Below are 23605 nucleotides of genomic sequence, written 5' to 3'. Positions count from 1 at the left end.
CCAAGGGACTAGCGGTGGTTGCCGCGACCGTTGTGGTCACCTCGACCACCGTGGTTGTTGTTGCGTCCACCCCGGTTATCGTTGTTCCAGCCGCCGCGGTTACGGCCGTCCCAACCATGCGCCCGGTAGTCTGGGCGAGCCTGGTAATAGCGAGGTGCCGGTTGGTAATAGCGTGGCGCCGGTTGATAAACCCGCGGCTGGTGGTAATAGCGCGGCGTTGGCTGGTAATACCGGGCAGACGGCGCGTAGTACCGGCGTGGTGGTGTGTAATAACCACCGCCGTTGGAATAATAGGAGCCTCCACCGGCGTAATAAGGCGCTGGCGAGGTATAGACCTCGGACCTGTAGTAACCGGCTCCTCCATCGGAATAAGGCACACAACCACCCAGGAACAAACCCAACACGGCAATGAGAAGAATTTGTCGATGCATAGCGGCCTCCTGGACCGCGAATGAGCCAAACCAGCGACGCTGGCAGGCGACAGCCAAATGTTCCAACTGTCGATAGATCAGACCTCGAATTCGAGATCTGGTGCGTCCCTGCAACACGTTGAAACATGTCGCCGATGAAAGGTTTTTCATCTATTAACGCTGGCCAGCACGTCCCATTGCGGTGCACCCGCGCACCATCACAAGGCAGGCGCAAGCAACCTTGCTAGCGCTTCAGTCAATCAATCCCGCATGCCAGAGCGCTTCAACCGACTTGGCACGGCTCTCGCTTTAGCAAATGCGTGCAGGAGTCAACACAGGTTCGCGGCACCACAATTTGCAATGGCTGACTAGGGTTCCGGCTCGCAAGCGCGAGTGGCTGGTCCGAGAGTTGGCGACCTCCAGTTGAGGTTACACGGCGGGACAAAAGCCCGGGAGACAAGCCACCGTTCGCGGTGCCGCTGCCTTCCTGTCCGCCCTTGATCAACTGGAGAACCACCATGTCCCAGCATCGTTTACCCGCCCTGCTCGCCGCTGCCTTCGCAGCCCTGGTGAGCCTCTCGTCCCCCGCCGCCCAGAAAGACCAGTTCAGCGTCTGCTGGACGATCTATGCCGGCTGGATGCCCTGGGAATACGCCGGCAGCCAAGGCATCGTCGACAAGTGGGCGAAGAAGTACGGCATCAAGATCGATGTGGTCCAGCTCAATGACTACGTCGAATCGATCAACCAGTACACCGCCGGCCAGTTCGACGGCTGCACCATGACCAACATGGATGCGCTGACCATTCCGGCCGCTGGCGGCGTCGACAGCACCGCGCTGATCGTCAGCGACTTCTCCAACGGCAACGACGGCATCGTGCTCAAGGGCGAAGGCAAGAAAGTCGCCGACCTCAAGGGCACCGATGTCAATCTGGTCGAGCTTTCGGTGTCGCACTACCTGCTGGCCAGGGCCCTGGATTCGGTGGACCTCACCGAGAAAGACCTGAAAGTGGTCAACACCTCCGACGCCGATATCTCCGCCGCTTTCAACACCGATCAGGTCAGCGCCGTCACCACCTGGAACCCGATGCTTTCGGACATCAAGGCCCAGCCCGGGGTGACCGAGGTGTTCAATTCCAGCCAGATCCCCGGCGAGATCATGGACATGATGGTGGTCAACTCCCAGACCCTCAAGGACAACCCGGCCCTGGGCAAGGCGCTGACCGGCGCCTGGTTCGAAGTGGTCGAGTTGATGAATGCGAAAAACGCCGCGGGCAAAGCCGCACTGGAGCACATGGCCAAGGCCTCGGGCACCGACCTGGCCGGTTTCCAGGCGCAACTGGACACCACCAAATTGTTCGCCACCCCGCAGGAAGCCCTGGCGTTCAGCACCAGCAAACAACTGCCGGAAACCATGCGCAAGGTGGCCGAGTTTTCCTTCCAGCACGGCTTGCTCGGTGAAGGCGCCAAAGACACCAGCGCGGTGGGCATGGCCTTCGCCAACGGCGTGACCAGCGGTGACAAGGGCAACCTCAAGCTGCGCTTCGACCCCAGTTACGTGCAGATGGCTGCCGACGCCAAGTTGTAACCAGAGGACTTGGCCATGCGCCTGATCAATCGCCACCCGGATCGCCCGAGCCGCCTGTTGCTGGTGATCCTGCCGTTCGCCCTGCTGCTGTTCGCCTACTTCATGGGCTCGGCGGAGCGCCTGGCGGACAACCCCAACGACAAACTGCTGCCCAGCGCCGTACAGATGAGCGACGCGGTGCAGCGCCTAGCCTTCGTGGCCGACAGCCGCACCGGCGACTACCTGCTCTGGCAGGACACAGCGTCCAGCCTGCGACGCCTGGCCATCGGCCTGGGCATCAGCGCGCTGGCCGGCCTGTGCCTGGGCATCGCCGCCGGCACGCTGCCGTTGTTCGGCGCGCCGTTGTCACCCTTGCTGACCGTGCTGTCGATGGTGCCGCCGCTGGCGATCCTGCCGATCCTGTTCATCGTCTTCGGTTTGGGTGAGTTGTCGAAAGTGATGCTGATCGTGATCGGCATCACACCGGCCCTGGCCCGCGACCTGGAACAGCGTGCCCGGGAAATCCCCGTGGAACTGCTGATCAAGGCCCAGACCCTAGGAGCATCGACCTGGACCCTGATGCTGCGGGTGGTGCTGCCGCAATTGCTGCCACGCCTGCTGATCTCGCTGCGCCTGATGCTGGGTTCGGCGTGGCTGTTCCTGATCGCCGCCGAAGCCATCGCCTCCACCGATGGCCTCGGCTACCGGATTTTCCTGGTGCGCCGCTACCTGGCGATGGACGTGATCCTGCCGTACGTGGTGTGGATCACCCTGCTTGCCTGGCTGATGGATTGGGGCCTCAAGTACCTCACCCGCCGTGCCTTTCCCTGGTATGAGGGGGCCGCAAAATGAGCTTCATCACCGTTAAGAACGTCTGGCAGCAATACGCCGATCAAGTGGTGCTCGAAGGTCTGAATCTGAGCGTCAACGAAGGTGAGTTCTGCACCCTCGTGGGTGCATCCGGTTGCGGCAAATCGACCTTCCTGCGCCTGCTGCTCGGCCAGGAAAAAGCCAGTCGCGGCGAGATCCTGCTCGACGGCCAAACCCTGGCCGGCGAACCGGATTCCAGCCGTGGCGTGGTGTTCCAGCGTTATTCGGTGTTCCCGCACCTGAGCGTGCTGGACAACGTCGCCCTTGGTCTCGAACTGCCCCGCTCGCCATTGCTCGGGCGCCTGTTCGGCAGCGCTAAAAAAGAGGCTCGCGAACAGGCTTCGGTGCTGCTGCACAAAGTCGGTCTCGGTCATGCGCTGGACAAGTACCCGGCGCAACTGTCCGGCGGCATGCAACAACGCCTCGCCATCGCCCAGGCGCTGATCATGAAGCCGCGGGTGTTGCTGCTCGACGAACCCTTCGGCGCCCTCGATCCGGGCATCCGCAAAGACATGCATGCCCTGCTGCTGGAGCTGTGGCGCGAGACCCGACTGACGGTGTTCATGGTCACCCATGATCTGTCCGAAGGTTTCAGCCTCGGCACTCGCCTGCTGGTGTTCGACAAGGTCCGCCTCGACCCGCACGCCCCAGGTGCCTATGGCGCACGCATCACCTACGACATCCCTTTGAACAGCGACCGCCGCACCTGCCGTGCCGCCGTCGACGCCTTGCCCGTGCAACTGGCAAGCACGCTTCGTATCGCTTAGAGGAATATGAAAATGACCGACTCGACTCAACTGTTCCCGCCCTTCGCCGAAGAAATGCTGCCCGGCGGCGGCCACCGTTCCTTCGTGCTCAAACGCGGCCAGCTGTTGCGCCTGACCGACCTGCGCGGCGGCGCCAACGTCAGCCTGACGTTGCTCAACGCCAACGAAAAAACCGAACGCCTGAACCTGCCCGACAGCCTCAAGTGCCAACACACCGCCAAGCTCACCGCCGGCCATTGCCTGTACTCGGACATGGGCCGCGTGCTGGCCGCCATCACCGCCGACACCTGCGGCTGGAGCGATAGCCTTGGCGGCGTGCTCTGTGCTGAAGAAGTGGCAGAAAAGTACGGCCTGGGCCGCTATCAGAAACTGCGCAACGGCTTCTTCCGCAACGGCACGGACAACCTGCTGGTGGAGTTGGGCAAGTGGGGGTTGGGGCTGTCCGACCTGCTGATGACCCTCAACCTGTTCAGCCGGGTCAACGTCGACGACGCCGGGCGCTTTCACTTCGTCGAGGGCAACTCCAAGGCTGGCGACTACATCGAGTTGTACGCGCCGATGGACACCCTGGTGGTGCTCACCGCCCTGCAGCATCCGATGGACCCGTCGCCGGAATACGCACCTAAACCCTTGAAGCTCAGCTGGATGAACGCCGACCCCAGCGTCGCCGAACACTGCCGCACCTCGCGCCCGGAAAACGAGCGCGGCTTCATCAATACCGACCGTCTGTTCGCCTGAGGATCGCTGCCATGTCACTCGCTATCGCTACCGCTCCACAGTCGCCTGAAACGGCCGTCTACCGCGCCACCATCCCCGCCGGCGAACCCTGGTTGATGGAGGTCAAGGCCGGCCAGACCCTGCGCATCCTCGACCTGGAAGGCAACCAGGCGGTCGACACCCTGTTCTACAGCGTCGCCAATCCCAAGGAACGCTACGACGTGCAGCGCACCCTGCGCCGCCAGAACAGCGTGTACCTCACCACCGGCAGCGTGCTGTATTCCAACCTCGGCAAACCGATGCTGACCATCGTCGCCGACACTTGCGGCCGTCACGACACCCTCGGCGGCGCGTGCGCGCAAGAGAGCAACACGGTGCGCTACGCCCTGGAAAAACGCCACATGCACAGCTGCCGCGACAACTACCTGCGCGCCTGTGTGCATGACGGGCGCCTGGGCAAAGGCGACATCGGGCCGAACATCAATTTCTTCATGAACGTACCGGTCACGGCGGACGGCGGGCTGACCTTCGAAGACGGGATTTCCGCACCGGGTAAGTACGTCGATCTGCGGGCCGAGATGGACGTGATCGTGCTGATCTCCAACTGCCCGCAACTGAACAACCCGTGCAACGCCTACAACCCGACCCCTGCGGAGCTGCTGGTATGGAACTGAAATTCCCGAAATTGCGCCGCTGGTTGTTTGCCCTGTGCCAGGCCCGCTCAAGCCAGTGCCTTGTAGGAGCTGGCTTGCCAGCGAATGGGCCAGCACATTCAACAATGGTGTGACTGACACACCGCTTTCGCTGGCAAGCCAGCTCCTACAGGGGGCGGTGGTGTTTGAAGAAAGTTGATTTTCCCGTCGGGGACGACCCTGGCGCTCATCGAAAAACTGCGGGACGGCCCGCATCCCCTCCAGGGGTTATGCCATGTTCGAAAAAGTCCTGATTGCCAACCGTGGCGCCATCGCCTGCCGCATCCTGCGCACCTTGCGCGAACTGCAGGTCGCAGGCGTTGCCGTGTATTCCGAAGCCGATGCCGCGAGCCTGCACATCCTGCAAGCCGACGAGGCCCATTGCCTCGGTGAAGGCGCGGCCGCTGGCACCTACCTCGCGGTGGAAAAAATCCTCGCCATCGCCAAAGCCACGGGCGCCACCGCAATCCACCCCGGCTACGGCTTTCTCTCGGAAAACGCTGCCTTCGCCGAAGCCTGCGAAGCCGCCAACATCGCCTTCATCGGCCCGACGCCAGAACAACTGCGGGTGTTTGGCCTCAAGCACACCGCCCGCGCCCTGGCCAAACAACACGGCGTGCCGATGCTCGAAGGCACCGAGCTGCTCGACAGCCTCGACGCAGCGCTGATCGCCGGCGAACAGGTCGGTTACCCGGTGATGCTCAAGAGCACCGCCGGCGGTGGCGGCATCGGCATGCGCGTGTGCCGCAGCGCGGCCGAGTTGAGCGAATCCTTCGAGGCGGTCAAGCGCCTCGGGCAGAACAATTTCAGCGACGCCGGCGTGTTCATCGAGAAGTACATCCAGCGCGCCCGGCACCTGGAAGTGCAGGTGTTTGGAGACGGCCGTGGAGAGGTGATAGCCCTCGGCGTGCGCGACTGTTCGGTGCAGCGGCGCAACCAGAAAGTCCTCGAGGAAACCCCGGCGCCGAACCTGCCCGAGGGCATGGCCGATGAACTGTGCGCGGCGGCGATCAAGCTGGCCAAGGCGGTGAACTACCGCAGCGCCGGCACCGTCGAGTTCGTCTTCGACAGCGATGCCCAGCGTTTCTACTTCCTGGAAGTGAACACCCGGTTGCAGGTGGAGCACGGCGTCACCGAGCAAGTCTGGGGCGTCGACCTGGTGCGCTGGATGGTGCAACTGGCCGCGGGTGATCTGCCGCCGTTGAGCGAGTTGAGCCGAGGTTTGAAAGCTGACGGCCATGCGATTCAGGCACGACTTTATGCCGAGGATCCGGGGCGGGAGTTTCAACCGAGTCCGGGCTTGCTGACCGCCGTTGATTTTCCCGTCGCCGACGGCAAACAGCTGCGCATCGACACCTGGGTCGAGGCCGGTTGCGAGATCCCGCCCTACTTCGATCCGATGATCGCCAAGGTCATCAGCTGGGCACCGACCCGCGAACAAGCGGCTGCCGATCTGCATCAAGCCTTGGGCGACAGCCTGCTGTACGGGGTGGAAACCAACCGCGATTACCTGCGGCAGATTCTGCTCGATGCACCCTTCGCCAGCGGCCAGCCGTGGACCCGTTGCCTGGAAAGCCTGGAGTACCGGGCCAATACCTTCGAAGTGCTCAGCGCCGGCACCCAGACCAGCGTCCAGGACTATCCCGGCCGCCTCGGCTATTGGGCGGTCGGCGTGCCGCCATCGGGGCCGATGGACAGCCGTGCGTTGCGCCTGGGCAACCTCCTGCTGGGCAATGACGAAGGCGCCGCAGCGCTGGAAATCACCATGAGCGGGCCGTTGCTGCGGTTCAATTGTGATGCGGTGGTGGCGGTAACCGGTGCGATGATTCCGTTGACGCTGAACGGTGAAGCCGTGCCGATGAACACCGCGCTACTGGTTCCGTCCGGTGCTTCTTTGAGCCTCGGCACGATCGCCGGCGCTGGTGCGCGCAGCTATCTGTGCGTACGCGGTGGCTTGCAGGTTCCGGATTATCTGGGGAGCAAAAGCACCTTTACCCTCGGTCAGTTTGGTGGGCATGGCGGTCGTGCCTTACGGGCGGGTGATGTGTTGCATCTGCCGGCGTTGAACGACCGTAGCGTCGGTGCGCAACTGCCTGAAATCGCAGAGTTGCCCGCCGTACGGCAAATCCGCGTGATCTACGGCCCACACGGCGCACCGGAATACTTCACCGAAAACTACATCGGCACCTTCTTCGCCACGCAGTGGGAAGTGCACTTCAACTCCAGCCGCACCGGCGTGCGCCTGATCGGGCCGAAGCCTGAGTGGGTGCGTGCCGACGGTGGTGAAGCCGGGCTGCACCCTTCGAATATCCACGACAATCCATATGCCATCGGCGCTGTGGATTTCACCGGTGACATGCCGGTGATCCTCGGCCCGGACGGCCCAAGCCTGGGCGGTTTCGTGTGCCCGGTGACGGTGATCGAAGCGGATCTTTGGCAGCTGGGCCAGCTCAAGGCTGGGGACAAGGTGCAGTTCCACCCAGTCGATCTCAAGACCGCCCGCACCCTCGCCTTGAAATGGAAAACCTGTAGGAGCTGGCTTGCCAGCGAAGAAGTTGATGCGGTGTCAGGACTGGCCCCTTCGCTGGCAAGCCAGCTCCTACAGGGGGTTGTGTCGCCTGTGGTGCTGGATTTGGGTCAGGGGGATACGCGACTGGTCGCGAGGCTGTCGGGGGATACTCATCTTCTTCTCGAAATCGGCGCCCCCGAACTCGACCTCGTCCTGCGCTTCCGCGCCCACGCCCTCATGCAAGCCCTGGAAAGCAAACACCTGCACGGCGTGATCGACCTGACCCCGGGCATCCGCTCGCTGCAAGTGCACTACCAACCCGAGCAACTTCCGCTCGCCGATCTGCTCGGCATCGTCGCCGGCGAATGGGACGCCGTGTGCGCCGCCAAGGACCTGCAGGTGCCCTCGCGCATCGTCCACCTGCCGCTGTCCTGGGACGACCCGGCCTGCCAGTTGGCGATCGAAAAATACATGACCACCGTGCGCAAGGACGCCCCCTGGTGCCCGAGCAACCTGGAGTTCATCCGTCGCATCAACGACCTGCCGAACCTCGATGAAGTGCAACGCACGGTGTTCGACGCCAGCTACCTGGTGATGGGCCTGGGTGACGTCTACCTCGGCGCACCGGTCGCCACTCCGCTCGACCCGCGCCATCGCCTGGTGACCACCAAGTACAACCCGGCGCGCACCTGGACCGCGGAAAATTCGGTGGGAATCGGTGGCGCCTACATGTGCGTGTACGGCATGGAAGGCCCCGGCGGTTATCAGTTTGTTGGACGCACTTTGCAGATGTGGAATCGCTATCGCGAAGTCGCCGCGTTCGATGGCAAACCCTGGCTGCTGCGCTTCTTCGACCAGATCCGTTTCTACCCGGTCAGCGCCGATGAACTGCTGCGCATCCGCCGGGATTTCCCCCTCGGGCGTTTCGATCTGAACATCGAGCACAGTCAGTTGAACCTGGCGGATTACCAGGCGTTCCTGGCGCAGGAAGCCCAGAGCATCAACGCGTTTCGCGATCAGCAAAAAGGCGCCTTCAATGCCGAACGCGAGCGCTGGATCGCCAGCGGCCAGGCGCATTTCGACAGCGAAGAGCTGGTTCCAGAAGCGAGCGAAGACGCCCCTCTGGCCAGCGGTCAACAGAGCGTCGACAGCCACATCGCCGGCAACCTTTGGCAGGTTCAGGTCGAAACCGGCAGCCGCGTCGAGGCCGGTGACGTGCTGGTGATCCTGGAGTCGATGAAGATGGAAATCCCGCTGCTCGCGCCGATGGCCGGCGTGGTGCGCGAGATTCGCGTGCAGCCGGGTTCGGCGGTGCGTGCCGGACAACGCGTCGTGGTGCTTGAACTCGACTGAACCCCTTTCGAAAGGACGAATAGCATGAACATCAATCTGCAACTCGACGCCCTGCGCAACGCCTACCGCGACGGCAGCACCACGCCTCGTCAACTGCTATCAAGCCTGCGCGATAAAGCAGCGGCACTGAACCCGGACTATCACCTGTTCATCCATCTGCTGAGCGCCGAAGAACTGGAACCCTACCTCGCCGCCCTCGACGGCCGCGACATCGACAGCCTGCCTTTGTACGGCGTGCCGTTCGCGATCAAGGACAACATCGACCTGGCGGGCATCACGACCACGGCGGCCTGCCCGGCATTTGCCTACGTGCCGCAACGTTCGGCGACCATCGTCGAGCAACTGCTGGCCCTGGGCGCCGTGCCGCTGGGCAAGACCAACCTCGATCAATTCGCCACCGGCCTCAACGGCACGCGCTCGCCCTATGGCGCGTGCCCCAATAGCGTGTTGCCGGAGTATCCATCGGGTGGCTCCAGCGCCGGTTCCTCCCTGGCGGTGGCGCTCGGTGTCGCGAGTTTTGCCCTGGGCACCGACACTGCGGGCTCCGGGCGCGTGCCGGCGGCGTTGAACAATCTGGTGGGGATGAAAGCGACCAAGGGCCTGATTTCCACCGCGGGCGTGGTGCCGGCCTGTCGCACGCTCGATTGCGTGACGACCTTTACCGCGACCGCCCGGGAAGCGAGTCAGTTGCTCGCATTGACCGCCAAACTCGATCCACGGGACGAGTACAGCCGCGCTAATCCGCTGTGGAATGACGGCTCGGCGTTCGGCGCAGTGCGTGGGTTCCGTTTCGGTGTGCCCCGTGCGCAAGACCTGGAATTTTTCGGCTGCGCTGAAGGCCCGCAGCTATTTTCCGATGCGATCGATCGACTCAAGGCCCTGGGTGGCGAAGCGGTGGAACTGGACCTGTCGCCCTTTCTCGAAGCGGCGCGTTTGCTCTACGAAGGCCCGTGGGTGGCCGAACGCTACAGCGTGGCCGGCGAATTGATGGAACACAATCCCGAGGCCGTACTGCCTGTCATTCGCGCCGTATTGGCCAAGGCCCCGGCCGTCACGGGCGTGCAGACCTTCCGCGCCCAATACCGGCTGCAAGCGCTGAAAGCCTTGTGCGACAAAGCGCTGCAAGGCCTCGATTGCGTGGTCACGCCGTCCATTGGCCGCCCGGTCACCCTGGCAGAACTCGACGCCGAACCGGTACAGCGCAACTCCGAACTGGGCTACTACACCAACTTCATGAACCTGCTCGACTACGCCGCCGTCGCGGTGCCCAGCGCGTTCATGGACAACGGCTTGCCCTGGGGCGTGACCCTGTTCGGGCGGGCGTTCACCGATCAGTATCTGTTGAGCCTGGCCGATGGATTGCAGCGCCAGCAAGGACTGGCGGCCCCGGCACCGACCGCCGTTGCGCGCCATGACCGCGCGCGGCTGGTGGTCTGTGGCGCGCACCTGGATGGCCTGGCGTTGAACTGGCAGCTGAAACAGCGCGGCGCGCGCCTGGTGGAAACCACGTTCAGCTCGGCCGATTATCAGCTGCATGCGTTGGCCGGTGGCCCGCCGTTGCGTCCGGGCATGGTTCGGGTCAAGCACGGCGGCGTGGCGATTGCCGTGGAAGTCTGGGAATTGCCAAGCAGCGAACTGGGCTCGTTCCTCACCGGCATCCCGGCACCGTTGGGGCTGGGCAAGGTGCAGCTGGCGGATGGTCGCTGGGAAAGCGGGTTCATCTGCGAGGCCTATGGGTTGGAGGGCGCGGTGGACATCAGCCATCTGGGCGGATGGCGCGCCTACCTCAAAACTCTAGCCTGACCCCGCCCCCTGTAGGAGCTGCCGCAGGCTGCGATCTTTTGACTTTGTTTTTGATCGCAGCCTGCGGCAGCTCCTACAGGGATTGTTTGCGTCATGCATGGGAACGACCATTCGCGACGCACATGGAGCAGTTATTTCCCGCGCCAGCCCTTAGAATGCTTGCCATCGGATTGCTGACAATGGAACTGCCATGCCACTTCGTTCGCCGCTGTATTCCCAACGGTCGTTGGTCCTCACGCTGATCGCGTTGCTGGGCGCAGGCTTCCTGGCCACTTCCTTTCTCAGTTACTACGCCTCGCGAGCGTCGATCCGCGACAACATCGTCAACACCGAGCTGCCGCTGACATCGGACACCGTCTACTCGGAAATCCAGAAAGACCTGGTCCGGCCGATCCTGATTTCCTCGATGATGTCCCGCGACACCTTCATGCGCGACTGGGTGGTCAACGGCGAACGCGACACCGGGCAGATGACCCGCTACCTCGACGAGGTCATGACCCACTACGGTGCCTACACGGCGTTTTTCGTCTCCGACGCGAGCCTCACCTACTACCACGCCAAGGGTGTGCTCAAGCAGGTCAGGGTCACCGAACCCCGGGATGCCTGGTACTTCCGAGTGCGTGACATGAAGGATCCCTACGAGATCAACGTCGATCCGGACCTCGCCAACAAGGACAACCTGACCGTCTTCATCAACTACAAGGTCTACGACTACCACAACCGCTTCATCGGCGCCGCGGGTGTCGGGCTGACGGTGGATGCGGTGATCAAGCTGATCGACAAATACCAGCAGCGCTACCAGCGCAGCGTCTACTTCGTCGACACCTTCGGCCGCCTGGTGCTCACCGGGGCCGAGGGCGGGCCACAAGGCGCCCTGGCCGGGCAGACCCTGGCCGAGCTCGACAGCATGAAAAACCTGCTCAGCCAACTGCCCAAGCCCCACAGCGGCAGCTACGAATATTCCGGCCAGGGCCAGGGCCATTTCCTCAACGTGCGCTTCATCCCGGAGCTGAACTGGTACCTGTTCGTCGACAAGCGCGAAGACGGCGACCTCAGCGACATCCGCCGCTCGCTGTACCTCAACCTGCTGATTTGCCTGATCGTCACACTGATCGTGCTGGCCCTGCTCAACCGCGTGATCAAGCGCTACCAGGGACAGATCCAGACCCAGGCCACGCTCGACAGCCTGACGGAACTGCCCAACCGCCGCGGCTTCGACCTGCTGGCCGCGCAAGCGATGCAAGAAGCCCAGCGTGAACCCAGGCCGCTGACGGCGCTGCTGCTGGACCTGGACCACTTCAAGGCCTTGAACGACACCTACGGCCACCTGGCCGGCGATCAAGTGCTGATCGGCTTCGCCCGGGACCTGGAAAGCTGCCTGCGCCACTCCGACATCGTCTGTCGCTGGGGCGGTGAAGAATTCATCGTGCTGCTCAAGGACACCGACGGTGACGGCGGACAGGTGATCGCCGAGAAAATACGCCAGCATGTGGAGCGACAGCCCTATGCGTACAATGGCAACCGCTTGCAACTGACCGTCAGCATCGGCCTGACCACCCTGCAGCCCGATGACACCTTGCACACCCTGCTGTCCCGGGCCGATCATGCGATGTACCGGGCCAAACAATCGGGCCGCAACCGAATCTGCGTGGAACTGCCTCAACCTGCCTATGAAAAAGCCTGACCTCTGCCCCGCCTGCGGCGCAGCCAACGACTGCACCCTGGCCGACCCGCGAACCGCTGACCGGGCCTGCTGGTGCTACGGCGTCAGCATCGACCCGGCGGTGCTCCAGGCGCTGCCCGCCGAACTGCGCAACACAGCCTGCCTGTGTCCGCGTTGCGCCGAGGTTGAGGCGCAGTTGCAAGCAACGCCGCCGTCGATCAAGTAAGATGCGCGCCCCCTTTATTCACTGATCCTCACGTCATGCGCGTCGACCGTTTTCTCAGCAACCTGCCCTGCTTCAACCGCAAGCAGGTGCGCCTGTTGCTGGTGGAAAAACGCGTCCGGATCGACGGCAAGACCGTCAGCGATCCCCACGCCGACGTGCGCGAATTCAGCCGCGTCGAAGTCGACAACGAAGTGCTGCAAGCCGGCAAGCCGCTGCGCCACTTCATGCTCAACAAACCCGCCGGCTGCGTCAGCGCCACCCGCGACCCGCAGCACCCCACCGTCCTCGACCTGATCGCAGAACCGCACAAGGATGATCTGCACATCGCCGGGCGCCTGGATTTCAACACCACCGGCCTGATGCTCATCACCAACGACGGCAGTTGGTCGCGACGCCTGACCCAGCCGCAGACCAAACTGGCGAAGGTCTACTACGTTGAAACCGAGCAGGACATCGGCCCCGAATACGCGATCACTTTCCGCGAGGGGCTGTACTTCGCCTTCGAAGACCTCACCACCCAACCCGCCGGGCTGGAGCTGCTGGGCCCGAAATGCGCACGCCTGAGCATCGTCGAAGGCCGCTACCACCAGGTCAAGCGCATGTTCGGTCACTTCGACAACAAGGTGCTGCGCCTGCATCGCGAATCCATGGGCCCACTGGTGCTCGACAACGCGTTGAAACCGGGTGAATACCGCCCGCTGAGCGTTGATGAGATCGAATTGATCTAAGCAGCCTACCGCTGAGCAGAAGTTGTCGAACAATTTGCCAAAGGCACTTGCGCGATGACGTGACCCCTGCTTGAATCAGGAGGTCGGCCGAAATGTGACCGATGAGTCACAAGCTGTATCTAAGAAACTTTTTGCCGGTAGGGACCCTAGGGTTCCGGCCTCACCCGGCAAACTGCCCGCCAATAACAATACCCGTCGACCGGACTGCATTGGATCGACATGGGCTAACAATTTCCAGGGCGTATGCCTACCTGTCACAAAGCTCGTGCAATCTCTTTTGCGCGCATACCCGCTTGCCAGGAGTCTTATGACATGAGGCCAGAAATCGCTGTGTTGGATATACAGGGTCAGTATCGGGTTTACACGGAGTTCTATCGCGCAGACGCCGCAGAGAAGACCATTATCCTGGTCAACGGCTCGATGGCCACGACTGCGTCGTTTGCTCAAACCGTGAAGAATCTCCACCCGCAGTTCAATGTGGTCTGCTACGACCAGCCCTACGCGGGCCGGTCCAAAGCCCACAACCTGCACGAGAAATTGCTGACCAAGGAAGTCGAAGGGCAGATCCTCCTGGAGCTGATCGACCACTTCGCCGCCGAACACGTGCTGTCGTTTTCCTGGGGTGGCGCCGCGACCCTGGTCGCCTTGGCCCAACAGCCTCGGCGCATCGAAAAAGCCGTGATCAGCTCGTTCTCCCCGGAGATCAATGCGCACATGCTCGACTACCTCGAGCGCGGTGTGGATTACCTGGGCAGCCGTGACGGTGACCGGGTCGGCAACCTGGTCAACAGCACCATCGGCAAACACCTGCCGACGCTGTTCAAGCGCTTCAACTACCGCCACGTCAGCAGCCTGGCCGATCACGAATACGGGCAGATGCACTTCCACATCAGCGACCTGCTGCACAGCGACCGCCAGTGCTTCTTCAAGGCGGCGCAGAAAATCAACGTACCGGTGCTGTTCATGAACGGCGAATGGGACGAATACACCGCCGCCGATGGCGCCCGGTTGTTCGCCGACCACGTGCAAGACGCCACCTTCACGACCCTGGGCGCTACCGGCCACTTTCTCGACATGGAACACAAAGCCGCCTGCCGAGACAGCCGCAACGCATTACTGGGGTTCCTGAAGCCGGCACAGCACGATAGCCGACCGCGTTACCACTACGTTCAGGACCACCATGCATTGTCCCTCTGAAACAGCGTCATCGCGAGCAAGCCCCGCTGCCCTTACGTGATCCGTAGGCGCGAGGCTTGCCCGCGAACGACCGTCACAGGGTCCGTGCATGTGCTTCACCCGCGCTAAAGCCATCAAACGCAAAGAAAAACTTCATTTCCACGCGCACATCTGGTACAAAGTCTCCGCTCTGAGCGGGTGTCGTATAATGGCATTACTCCAGCTTCCCAAGCTGATAACGAGGGTTCGATTCCCTTCACCCGCTCCAACCGTATTCTTGTCTCACGTTGTTTGTTGACGGGGGATGCAGGTAAAGAAAAAACCGGCTTAGATCAGGCTGTGTGAAAACCTAGCAATCTGCGCGGCACTCAAAGAAAATGCTTCGTATCGAAAGATACGGAGCATTTTTCGTTATGGCCTACATCCAAGGACAGTCCCGCAGCCAGACCAGCCTATTTCCGGTCTCGCTGGAAGAGTTGATCCCCGAGGATCACCTCGTTCGCGTTATCGACCTTTACGTCGCCAAGCTGGATCTGGCGCGACTGGGCTTTGATAGAGCACTTCCTAAAAGTACCGGCCGGCCCTCTTACGATCCAGCCGATCAGCTAAAACTCTACCTCTACGGTTATTTCCAGCGGATCCGTTCATCACGGCGCCTCGAAGCCGAGTGTCAGCGCAATATCGAAGTGATGTGGCTGATCAATCGACTCAAGCCCGATTTCAAGACCATCGCCGACTTTCGTAAAGACAACAAACCCGCTTTCATCGCGACGTGCCGGGCCTTCGTCCAGTTTTGCCGCACGGCGGGTTTGATAACCGGCGAGTTGGTGGCCATTGATGGCAGCAAGTTTCAGGCGGTCGCCTCTTCACGGCGTCATACGAATTTGAAGCGGCTCCAACATCAAGAGCAGAAGCTGGAGAAGCGCATCGCCCAATATTTGGCAGAGCTGGACGAGGCAGATAAAACCGAAGCCGGCGAAAAGATTAACCGTAGTGCGATCAGAACGACTTTGACGCAACTTGAAGTCAGGCATTCCAATAACTTGACGTGCCAGTCGCTGATGAAATCGATGGAGCTTGAGCAATTCAATACCCACGAAAGCGATGCGCGAATGCTGCGAACGCACAAAGGGCCTCGGGTCGGGTACAACGTACAGACAGCCGTGGACGCTGAGAACTGCATGATCGTGCACCATGAAGTGACTCAGGACAGCGATGATCGCAAGCAACTTGAACCGATGGCCAAGGCCGCCAAGGAACAACTTTCGCAAGATGAACTGACGGTCACCGCGGATGCGGGCTACTCCAATGGCAAGCAGTTCCAGGCATGTGAGGATGAGAACATCACCGCTTATGTGCCTGTGGCGCGATCACTCAACTCCTGCGGCAAGGAACAGGCATTTTTCGATCGAACAGCATTTGCCTACGATGCGTCGCAAGATCGATATCAATGCCCTGCCGGAAAATGGCTGATCTTTAAACAGATCAGCAACAAAGGTCGGATCTATCAGTCGGCGCTCAGCGACTGTGCAAGCTGCCCGTTAAAAGCGCAATGCACCGAAGCCCAGCGCCGATACATCTCACGCCATCTGCACGAAAAGGCATTCGAGCGAATGGAGCAGCGAATGCAGGCGCATCCCGAAATGATGGTCAACCGCAGATCCATCGTCGAACATCCCTTCGGCAACCTTAAACAGTGGTTATTTGGTAACGCTCGCTTCTTGCTGCGACAGCTTGACGGCGCGAGAGCTGAAATGGCCTTGGCAGTGAACGCCTACAACCTGAAAAGAGCGATTAACGTATTAGGCGTGCGCCAGATGATGGCGTTGATGGGCTGAAAGGCCTTTTTTCGTCTGCTGTGAGCACAAAAGCAAACGCCCCGAACAAGTCGGGGCGTTTGTTGGAACCGTCATCAGCGTGTTTTCACACAGCCTGTAGATGGCCGGTTTTTTTGTGTCTAATATTTGGTGAAATTCAGCGTTTCATTTCCACTAGTCGATAAGCATGTAACCCCACCGCTGTAGTGACTAATCTGGACTCGTTAGCGTTTTTTTCTCACAATCCGGTTTTAGTATCATTTTTCATCAAGCATTAGCCTTTTCACACCTGCATAAATTAGCGTTTTCGCATAGGATCGACGTTCTGTTAGCGTTTTTCTTTCCTCAGTAAAGGATCTCGTCAATGCAAGTCGGTTTTAACACCCTCGCGAACCGCTACGACATCGCATTGGCGCAGCCTCTGCGCGTCGAGTCCACGATCGGCAGCACACGGGTCAGCCGCGAAAGCGACGGGCATGTGGAGAACCGGTATCCGCCAAGCTACCGACCCGCAGACGACTTTGCAGGACATTTCGAATTCGGCCTCAAGTACGAAGACATTCATCTCGAATTTTTTGCCCGCCTGTTTGCGGTCGTAGGGCCGCAGCCTGTCGAAGACTGGTGTCGACGAGAGCCTTTCGGCCAGTACGCCCGTCGCACAGGATTCCTTTATGAATGGCTGACAGGTGAACACCTGGATGTGCCGGACGTGACCAATGGTGCCTACGTTGATGCACTTTCGCCAAAAAAATACCTGACTCGTCGCCAGTCGTTACGAATTCGGCGTTGGCGAATCAATAACAATCTGCCGGGAACGGCTCAGTTCTGTCCCTTGGTTCGTCGAACAGCGCCCGTGCAGGACGCTCTGCAATTTGATCTGCGCGAAGCATTGGCCGAGTTGGATCAGGCCTTTGGCGCCGACATCCTGATGCGTACGGCCAGTTGGCTGACGTTCAAGGAGTCGCGTGCAAGCTTTCTGATCGAAAAGGAAGCCGACCAGGCTGATCGTATCCAGCGGTTTGCCCATGTCATTGCCCAATACTGCGGTCATATCGAAAACTCGTTGAGCAACGACAGCCTGCAGTCCCTGCAAGTCGGCATTCTGGGACATGACGCCATCGGCCTGGGCTTGCGGCGCTCTCCTGTATTTGTGGGGCAAGCCACGATGCGCGAGGACATCGTGCACTACATTGCGCCCCACTCCAGGGACCTTGACTCACTACTGGCGGGCCTCAACGAATTTGAGATTGCAACACGTGGTGCGGAATCGCTGGCGCGTGCCGCTGTGTTGGCATTTGGCTTCGTCTATATCCATCCCATGCGCGATGGCAATGGTCGGATCCACCGTTTCTTGATCAACGACACCTTGATTCGAGACAAGGCAGTGCCCGATGGCGTCATTCTGCCAGTATCAGCCACCATCACCAGCTCGATCGACTTCCGGGCCGGCTACGACCGTACGCTCGAAGTGTTCTCGCGACCTTTCATGCGCCGTTACGCGACGGCGTATCGCTTCGGCGAACTGGTGACCGACGAGGACGGGACCCTCAGCAACTTCATCTTCGATGAATATGAAGATGGCTGTTTTGCCTGGCGGTATCCGGACCTGACCGAACACGTCCTGTACACCGCGCGCGTTGTCGAGCACACGATTCGCACGGAAATGGCGGATGAAGCGCGCGTACTGTTGATCTTTCAGCGAGCACAGGAGCAGTTGAAAGAGGTGCTGGAGATGCCCGACCAGGATGCGAATCGCATCATCCGCTCCATCAAGGAGAATGGTTGGGTGGTTTCGGGCAAGCTGAAGAAAGGGTATCCGCAGCTTGAGGATGAGCGCATGGCGGAACGAGTTGTGGAGGCTGTGCGTTCGGCGTTTGAAGATCGCGAGATGGGAAGCAGTGAAGAGAAATAAATCCGTCCCCTGTCCCTTTTCGAGGGCAAGGAATTTTGGCTCTGGGTACGGGAGCGTCAGGCTTGCTGCTCGGTGCCGCGGCAATTGCAAACCCTGCCTCGGTAATAGCACCCGTTCTGGCGGGTGCGAGTGTTACAGCAGGGGCAGCCACCATAACGCTGGCTTTCAGAACGGCAAGAGAAGCAACGGCAAGAAGCACTCAATGGTTTCAGACGGTGGCTAGGGTCCTGGATCGTCCGCCTCGATATTCAACTTTGTCATTGCCGGGTTTGCCGCCATCGTTCTCCACCTTGAACCTTGATCCACCGCCACCATACAGTCAATCGATAGCCCTGACTCCCATTGCCCCCATACATTCGACTGCACGCGGTGCATCACCTCAAGCTGGACGTCTATCGCAAAGCACACGGTTTGCGAGAGACCAGGAGAACCTCTTGAATCAACCCGAGCTTCCCACAGCCCGGATGAGTGAGCTTTCGCAACTGCAATTCATAGATGAAACTAATTCCGCAGCCAGGACAATCAGACGCTCAAGCTAAGACGTGGATTTGCTCTCGAATCTCATCAGGCATTAGCCTTTCCACAAGCACTGGATCTATAGGTGCCGGCTTGTTGGCTCCTGCACGCAAAATCTCGCAATACACCCAACCCTCTCCTTTCAGGCTTGCCCAAAGCCATGTCTGCAGCGGCCTTCTAGACTCGATTCCTATCGCTGTCCCACCGAGCCAGGACGACTTGGTGGTTATAGTGTTGATTAAAAACAACCAGTAGGTATAGTAACCACAAGCACACCACAGGGAGGTGATGTGAATAGCCGATTTTTGATAAGCCAACTCGTTGCGGACGGCTGGTATCTGGTACGAATCAGAGGCAGCCATCATCACTTCAAGCATCCGACCAAACCGGGGCTGGTGACAGTCCCTCACCCGAAGAAAGATCTTCTCAAGAAAACGGCCATCAGTATTTTGCAGCAGGCGCTGCTCTGACAGACACTGTGCCGAGTCCTCGGAGGACAATGACAATGCTTTACCCGATTGCGATTTCAATGGGAGATGAGGAGCACGCCTGGGGCGTTGAAGTCCCTGACATCCCGGGCTGCTTTTCCGCCGGGGAAGATCTGGATGATGCGATGGCGATGGCCCGAGAAGCCATAGAAGGCCATTTCGAGATCTTGGCCGAAGGGGGTTCAGCCATTCCCCCCGCAAATAAAGTGACACTGCACGCAGCCAACCCAAAGTACGCGGGATGTGCGTGGGCTCTGGTGGACATCGACGTTACCAAATATTTGGGCAAGGCCCAGAAGCTGAACATCACACTGCCTGGGTACCTGCTAAACCGTATCGATGAATACGTGCTGCACCATCCGGAAGAGAAAAGCCGTTCGGGCTTTCTGGCTTCGGCAGCACTCAAGGTATTGCAGCAGAGCTGATAAGCTTACTGCAGCGATCTATCAACCGGCCCGAGTGGCCGGTTTTTTGTGGCCGGAATTTAATGAATGTTGGATCTCAGGCGACACCATTTCTAAAAAAAGCAACGTCCTACAAAAGTCTGGGAAATGTCCGTACACTCGCGCATTGCTGTGCCATTGTCATGAGATCTATAGTCCGAGCGCGCCCCAAATGGCGTATCGGGTTTGGCGACTCGATGGCAAGGCACAGAAATCTCCGGCCAGCTCGGAGCGTTTCTGAACGCACTTGGCTACCTGTTTTTTGGTGGCTGTGCGTGGGAGATCTTCGGGTCTGCCGGTTTGTGCCTTGTCCGGTTCGCCAACCCGCGTACAGCTACCACCCTTTGTTTGGCGACGATGAGTGGTAGTTCACCTAACTTCAAGGTAATCACTCATGAAAGAATATGTGGCTCTAACCAGCAACGCCGACGACCTCCCCTCGTTTTACGTCAACACCACTCAACCGCTGCACTCGCTGCTCAGCAGTGCCCGTTACCGAATCGGTGCCGTGACGCAGGTTCTCGAAAACCTCGCGATGCGAGGTGAAATCAGCACCGACTCGGTCATCCTCAGCGACTTCGCATTGTTGTGTTGCATTCCTTTGCGCGATGGCTGCGATGTGCTGGACGTAATTGCTCGGCACATGGACGCCGAACCGTCCTGACGTAACACCTTGCTCACGATGTGGTCTGGCAGGCAACACGGATGTGACTGTGCGACCGTCATCGCGAGCAGGCTCGCTCCCACAGGGTTTGCGATAACCCAAACCATCTCAGCAGAGCACCACTACCATGACTCAAAACATCTACGACGATCCCGGATTTTTCCACGGCTACAGCCAGATGGCCCGCTCGATTGGCGGCCTCGATGCCGCACCGGAATGGCCGGCGCTGCAGTCGATGTTGCCGCTGATGCATGGCTTGAAGGTGGTGGATCTCGGTTGCGGTTACGGCTGGTTTTGCCGTTGGGCCAATGAGCAAGGCGCCCACAGTGTGTTGGGCCTGGACGTTTCGCAGAAAATGCTCGATCAGGCTCAAAGCACAACGTCTGCCAGCAATATCCGCTACGAACGCTCAGACCTGGAACAGCTCGATCTGCCGGCAGACAGTTTCGACCTGGCCTACAGCTCTCTTGCGCTGCATTACATCAAGGACTTGCCCGGGCTGTTCGCGAATATCCACGCAGCGCTCAGACCCGGTTCACGTTTTGTGTTTTCCATCGAGCATCCGATCTTCATGGCGCCGCGTAATCCCGGCTGGATCACCGATGCCGAAGGCTGCAAGAGCTGGCCGGTCGATGGTTATCAGAGGGAAGGCGAGCGTGTGACCAACTGGTTGGCCGACGGCGTGATCAAGCAGCATCGCACCCTCGGCACCTTGCTCAACACATTGATTGGCGCTGGTTTCAGCATCCAGCATGTCAACGAATGGGGCCCCACGGATGCCGAGGTTGAAGCGCAACCGGCATTGGCCGAAGAGCGGGAGCGACCGATGATGCTGCTGGTCGCGGTACAGCGCTGATAGATGAATCAGCGCGTCGCCACCAGAAACAAACGCGGGAACGGCAGCAATACCGAACCATCGGCCAATGCCGGATAGGCCTGCTCGATTGCAGTCTGATACTGCTGCAGATACTGCGCGCGTTGTGCCTCATCCAATGGTTCGAGGAACGGCCGCAAGCCGCTGCCCTTGAACCACTCCACCACACCCGACGCGCCGCCCGCCAGCGGATGATGGTACGTGGTGCGCCATACATCGACGCGGGTGCAACAGGCTTTGAGCATTGAGTAATACGCGCTGGCATCGGCCATTTCGGTCCGTTGTGCGGCGACGCTCGCCAGTTTTTCGGCCCACGGGCCTTGTGCCGCGACTTCGCGCATCAAGCGGTGCGAGGGTTGATTGAGGTTGTCCGGCATCTGGATCGCCAGGCTGCCACCGGGGGTGAGCTTGCTCACCAGCGCAGGCAGCAATGTTGCGTGATCAGGTACCCACTGCAGCACGGCGTTGGCGAAGATCACGTCGAATGGGCCGGTGTCATTCCAGGTGTCGATGTCCGCGATGTCGAACTGCACCTGGGGCAGGCGCTTGCGTGCGGCCTCGATCATGTCGGTTGAACTGTCCAGCCCGCGCACCGTGGCGTCGGGGAAGCGTTCCACCAGCAACTCGGTCGAGTTACCGGGACCGCAACCGATGTCGATGGCCGAGCGCACTGATCCAGCGGGGATGGCGGCCAGCAGGTCGCGAGCGGGACGGGTGCGTTCATCTTCAAAAGCGACGTATTGTTTGGCGGACCAACTCATTGCGTTCTCCTGTTGGTGCGTTGTCTGGGGCTTGGCTGACAACGGGTTCGCTACGATACATCGACTGGTGGGTGGTGCTCTATTGCACCTTGAACATTGCGGTAGTCTTTCGGCCGCCTTCGCTGGCAAGCCAGCTCCTACAATGGATCGGGTGCGGCCGGTAGAGATGGGGCGGCCATGAGGGTGCTTTCGCTGGCAAGCCAGCTCCTACAGTGGATTGGGATGCGGCCGGTAGAGATTGGTCGGTTATGAGGACGCCTACGGGATTTTCCATTGGAGCGGGTAAAAAGCCGAATTTTCATCTCGCCACCGATGTCTGAATTTCAGGTGCATCCCCAATAAGGAAAAACGGCCATGAAATTCGCAAAAATCGCCCAGAAACTGGCTCTCTGGACCGGCAGCCCCACGACGTTCCTCGGGGCGATTATCCTGATTTTAGTGTGGGGGGTGAGTGGGCCGATTTTCGGTTTCAACGATACCTGGCAGCTGGTCATCAACACCTCGACCACCATCATCACCTTCCTGATGGTGTTCCTGATCCAGAACACCCAGAACCGCGACACGGACATCCTGCATCTGAAGGTCGATGAGTTGCTGCGGGTAACGAAAGAGGCGCAGAACGCGATGCTCGGGCTCGAGGCGCTGGACCTCAAGGAGCTGGAAGCCTTGAGAAAACACTACCGCAGCCTCGGCGAAGGCCAGACCATTTCCATCGACGGCACCGTGGTCCAGGAGAAAGGTAAACAGGATCTGAATAAATGCTGATCGATGTTACGCGGGTGACCCAAGGTCACCCGCGTATGCGAAGGGTCAGCGACTGGCTTGCAGGGCCCTGGCCATCTGCAGGTGATTTTGCAGCTTTGGCAGGGTCTCTTCAGCGAACGCCTTGATCTGCGGCACGTCGGTGGTCTGCGCCGTTTGCTCGAGCTGCTCGATGGCTTGCTCGGTGGTCTTGACCTGACTGGCCGCGTAAGCCTCATCGAAGGACGCACCTTCCGAGACTGGTGGCATCAGGGCCTTGGCTTTTTCCACTACCTCTTCGCGCGGTGCCACCGGCAGATCCAGTTGCTTGGCGATTTTCGCCAGATGCTGGTTGGCGGTGGTGCGATCGTTGATCACCACGATGGTGTAGTCCTTGACCTCCTTGGACTCGGACTTCTGGTGCGCCAGGCGACTGGCTTCGATGTCGGCAATGCCCTGGGCCGACGCATCGTTGATGAATTCGGTGGGGCTCTGGGCGAAGGCGCTGGTGGCACACAGGCCCAGTAATGCGGCCAGGCCGCCATTGCGTAATCGGGTGGCCATGCGGTTCATGGTCGCGCCCTCCTCGGTAAAAATTCAAACGGGAGCTTTCGCTCCCGCTTCTCGATCAAAACCACCTGCATCGATTACTTGGACTTCTGTCCAGGCTTGCGGCCCATCGGTTTCGTAGGCTCTTTATCGACGGTCGTGGTAGTGGTTTTCCCACCTTTGCGACCGGCTTCAGACGCCTTCGTTCGATCATTGGCGAAGTTTCCCGAGTTCGAGTTTCTTGAGTTAGGCATGATTCTCTACCTCTTGATGATGATCTCGGCGAGCTGTAGCCCGCATAGAATCTGAATTTGCGCGCATCAAAAGGTTTAGAAAACCTGGAATCGTCTCGACGAACGGT

Annotated in this window: 22 protein-coding genes, 1 tRNA gene and 1 riboswitch; of the genes, 19 read left to right on the top strand and 4 right to left on the bottom strand. The window is 60.0% G+C overall.

Annotated features, from left to right (window positions below):
- Positions 1 to 8: 8 nt before the first annotated feature.
- The gene (locus tag SOP85_RS08495; protein WP_323626682.1) at positions 9 to 431 is read right to left on the bottom strand and encodes a hypothetical protein; all 423 of its coding nucleotides are present in this window, start codon (positions 429 to 431) and stop codon (positions 9 to 11) included.
- Between the two features lie 336 nt (positions 432 to 767).
- Positions 768 to 868: riboswitch (guanidine-I (ykkC/yxkD leader) on the top strand.
- Positions 869 to 928: 60 nt separating this feature from the next.
- On the opposite strand from SOP85_RS08495, the gene SOP85_RS08490 reads away from it, so the two are divergent.
- The 18 genes from SOP85_RS08490 (at position 929) to SOP85_RS08405 (ending at position 21175) form a co-directional block, all read left to right on the top strand.
- Complete coding sequence (locus SOP85_RS08490; RefSeq protein WP_274073504.1) at positions 929 to 1996, top strand: putative urea ABC transporter substrate-binding protein; 1068 nt, start codon at positions 929 to 931, stop codon at positions 1994 to 1996.
- 15 nt (positions 1997 to 2011) lie between these two features.
- Complete coding sequence (locus SOP85_RS08485; RefSeq protein WP_323626680.1) at positions 2012 to 2827, top strand: ABC transporter permease; 816 nt, start codon at positions 2012 to 2014, stop codon at positions 2825 to 2827.
- Positions 2824 to 3612 carry an ABC transporter ATP-binding protein gene (locus SOP85_RS08480; RefSeq protein ID WP_323626679.1) on the top strand — a complete coding sequence of 263 codons (789 nt, stop codon included), beginning with the start codon at positions 2824 to 2826 and terminating at the stop codon, positions 3610 to 3612. The genes SOP85_RS08485 and SOP85_RS08480 overlap by 4 nt, the downstream gene beginning before the upstream one ends.
- Positions 3613 to 3624: 12 nt before the next feature.
- Positions 3625 to 4350, top strand: coding sequence for an urea amidolyase associated protein UAAP1 (locus SOP85_RS08475; RefSeq protein WP_323626678.1), 726 nt, complete (start codon positions 3625 to 3627; stop codon positions 4348 to 4350).
- Between the two features lie 11 nt (positions 4351 to 4361).
- On the top strand, positions 4362 to 5003 hold the full coding sequence (locus SOP85_RS08470) for an urea amidolyase associated protein UAAP2 (RefSeq protein ID WP_323606729.1): 642 nt from the start codon (positions 4362 to 4364) through the stop codon (positions 5001 to 5003).
- A 253-nt stretch (positions 5004 to 5256) separates the two neighbouring features.
- Positions 5257 to 8883, top strand: coding sequence for an urea carboxylase (uca, locus tag SOP85_RS08465; protein ID WP_323626677.1), 3627 nt, complete (start codon positions 5257 to 5259; stop codon positions 8881 to 8883).
- Between the two features lie 24 nt (positions 8884 to 8907).
- Positions 8908 to 10686 carry an allophanate hydrolase gene (gene atzF, locus SOP85_RS08460; protein WP_323626676.1) on the top strand — a complete coding sequence of 593 codons (1779 nt, stop codon included), beginning with the start codon at positions 8908 to 8910 and terminating at the stop codon, positions 10684 to 10686.
- 190 nt (positions 10687 to 10876) lie between these two features.
- Positions 10877 to 12370, top strand: coding sequence for a sensor domain-containing diguanylate cyclase (locus SOP85_RS08455; protein ID WP_323626675.1), 1494 nt, complete (start codon positions 10877 to 10879; stop codon positions 12368 to 12370).
- Complete coding sequence (locus SOP85_RS08450) at positions 12357 to 12575, top strand: cysteine-rich CWC family protein (RefSeq protein WP_323606725.1); 219 nt, start codon at positions 12357 to 12359, stop codon at positions 12573 to 12575. The genes SOP85_RS08455 and SOP85_RS08450 overlap by 14 nt, the downstream gene beginning before the upstream one ends.
- A 35-nt stretch (positions 12576 to 12610) precedes the next feature.
- A complete protein-coding gene (locus SOP85_RS08445; RefSeq protein ID WP_323626674.1) occupies positions 12611 to 13303 on the top strand; it encodes a pseudouridine synthase in 693 nt (230 codons plus the stop codon).
- 312 nt (positions 13304 to 13615) lie between these two features.
- Positions 13616 to 14500: an alpha/beta fold hydrolase gene (locus SOP85_RS08440; RefSeq protein ID WP_046816730.1), complete on the top strand. Its 885-nt coding sequence runs from the start codon at positions 13616 to 13618 to the stop codon at positions 14498 to 14500.
- A gap of 173 nt (positions 14501 to 14673) precedes the next feature.
- Positions 14674 to 14747: transfer RNA gene (locus SOP85_RS08435), tRNA-Gly, on the top strand.
- A 145-nt stretch (positions 14748 to 14892) separates the two neighbouring features.
- Complete coding sequence (locus SOP85_RS08430; protein ID WP_323626672.1) at positions 14893 to 16317, top strand: IS1182 family transposase; 1425 nt, start codon at positions 14893 to 14895, stop codon at positions 16315 to 16317.
- A 343-nt stretch (positions 16318 to 16660) separates the two neighbouring features.
- Positions 16661 to 18208: a Fic family protein gene (locus SOP85_RS08425; protein WP_323626671.1), complete on the top strand. Its 1548-nt coding sequence runs from the start codon at positions 16661 to 16663 to the stop codon at positions 18206 to 18208.
- A gap of 806 nt (positions 18209 to 19014) precedes the next feature.
- Positions 19015 to 19194 carry a type II toxin-antitoxin system HicA family toxin gene (locus SOP85_RS08420; RefSeq protein WP_077184214.1) on the top strand — a complete coding sequence of 60 codons (180 nt, stop codon included), beginning with the start codon at positions 19015 to 19017 and terminating at the stop codon, positions 19192 to 19194.
- A 35-nt stretch (positions 19195 to 19229) separates the two neighbouring features.
- The gene (locus tag SOP85_RS08415) at positions 19230 to 19637 is read left to right on the top strand and encodes a type II toxin-antitoxin system HicB family antitoxin (RefSeq protein ID WP_274073492.1); all 408 of its coding nucleotides are present in this window, start codon (positions 19230 to 19232) and stop codon (positions 19635 to 19637) included.
- A 412-nt stretch (positions 19638 to 20049) separates the two neighbouring features.
- Positions 20050 to 20319 (top strand): short-chain dehydrogenase, encoded by a 270-nt coding sequence (locus SOP85_RS08410; protein WP_323626670.1) that lies wholly within the window; start codon positions 20050 to 20052, stop codon positions 20317 to 20319.
- A 127-nt stretch (positions 20320 to 20446) separates the two neighbouring features.
- Complete coding sequence (locus SOP85_RS08405) at positions 20447 to 21175, top strand: class I SAM-dependent methyltransferase (protein ID WP_323626669.1); 729 nt, start codon at positions 20447 to 20449, stop codon at positions 21173 to 21175.
- Positions 21176 to 21183: 8 nt separating this feature from the next.
- Here SOP85_RS08405 and tam read toward each other — a convergent pair whose 3' ends face one another.
- Entirely contained in the window at positions 21184 to 21954 is a 771-nt protein-coding gene (gene tam, locus SOP85_RS08400) for a trans-aconitate 2-methyltransferase (RefSeq protein WP_323626668.1), read from the bottom strand.
- Positions 21955 to 22308: 354 nt separating this feature from the next.
- Here tam and SOP85_RS08395 point away from each other — a divergent pair, with 354 nt between their 5' ends.
- The gene (locus SOP85_RS08395) at positions 22309 to 22719 is read left to right on the top strand and encodes a low affinity iron permease family protein (protein ID WP_323626666.1); all 411 of its coding nucleotides are present in this window, start codon (positions 22309 to 22311) and stop codon (positions 22717 to 22719) included.
- Positions 22720 to 22764: 45 nt separating this feature from the next.
- Here the strand turns inward: SOP85_RS08395 and SOP85_RS08390 are convergent, their stop codons facing one another.
- Positions 22765 to 23268 (bottom strand): DUF4142 domain-containing protein, encoded by a 504-nt coding sequence (locus SOP85_RS08390; protein ID WP_323606677.1) that lies wholly within the window; start codon positions 23266 to 23268, stop codon positions 22765 to 22767.
- A gap of 74 nt (positions 23269 to 23342) precedes the next feature.
- A complete protein-coding gene (locus tag SOP85_RS08385; protein ID WP_077184220.1) occupies positions 23343 to 23498 on the bottom strand; it encodes a KGG domain-containing protein in 156 nt (51 codons plus the stop codon).
- Positions 23499 to 23605 lie beyond the last annotated feature (107 nt).

Origin of the sequence: Pseudomonas sp. YuFO20 (assembly GCF_035064975.1) — a bacterium.
GTDB classification, from domain to species: domain Bacteria; phylum Pseudomonadota; class Gammaproteobacteria; order Pseudomonadales; family Pseudomonadaceae; genus Aquipseudomonas; species Aquipseudomonas putida_AE.
Note: the sequence above shows the minus strand (reverse complement) of the source record. Positions and strands in the feature narration are given on the sequence as shown.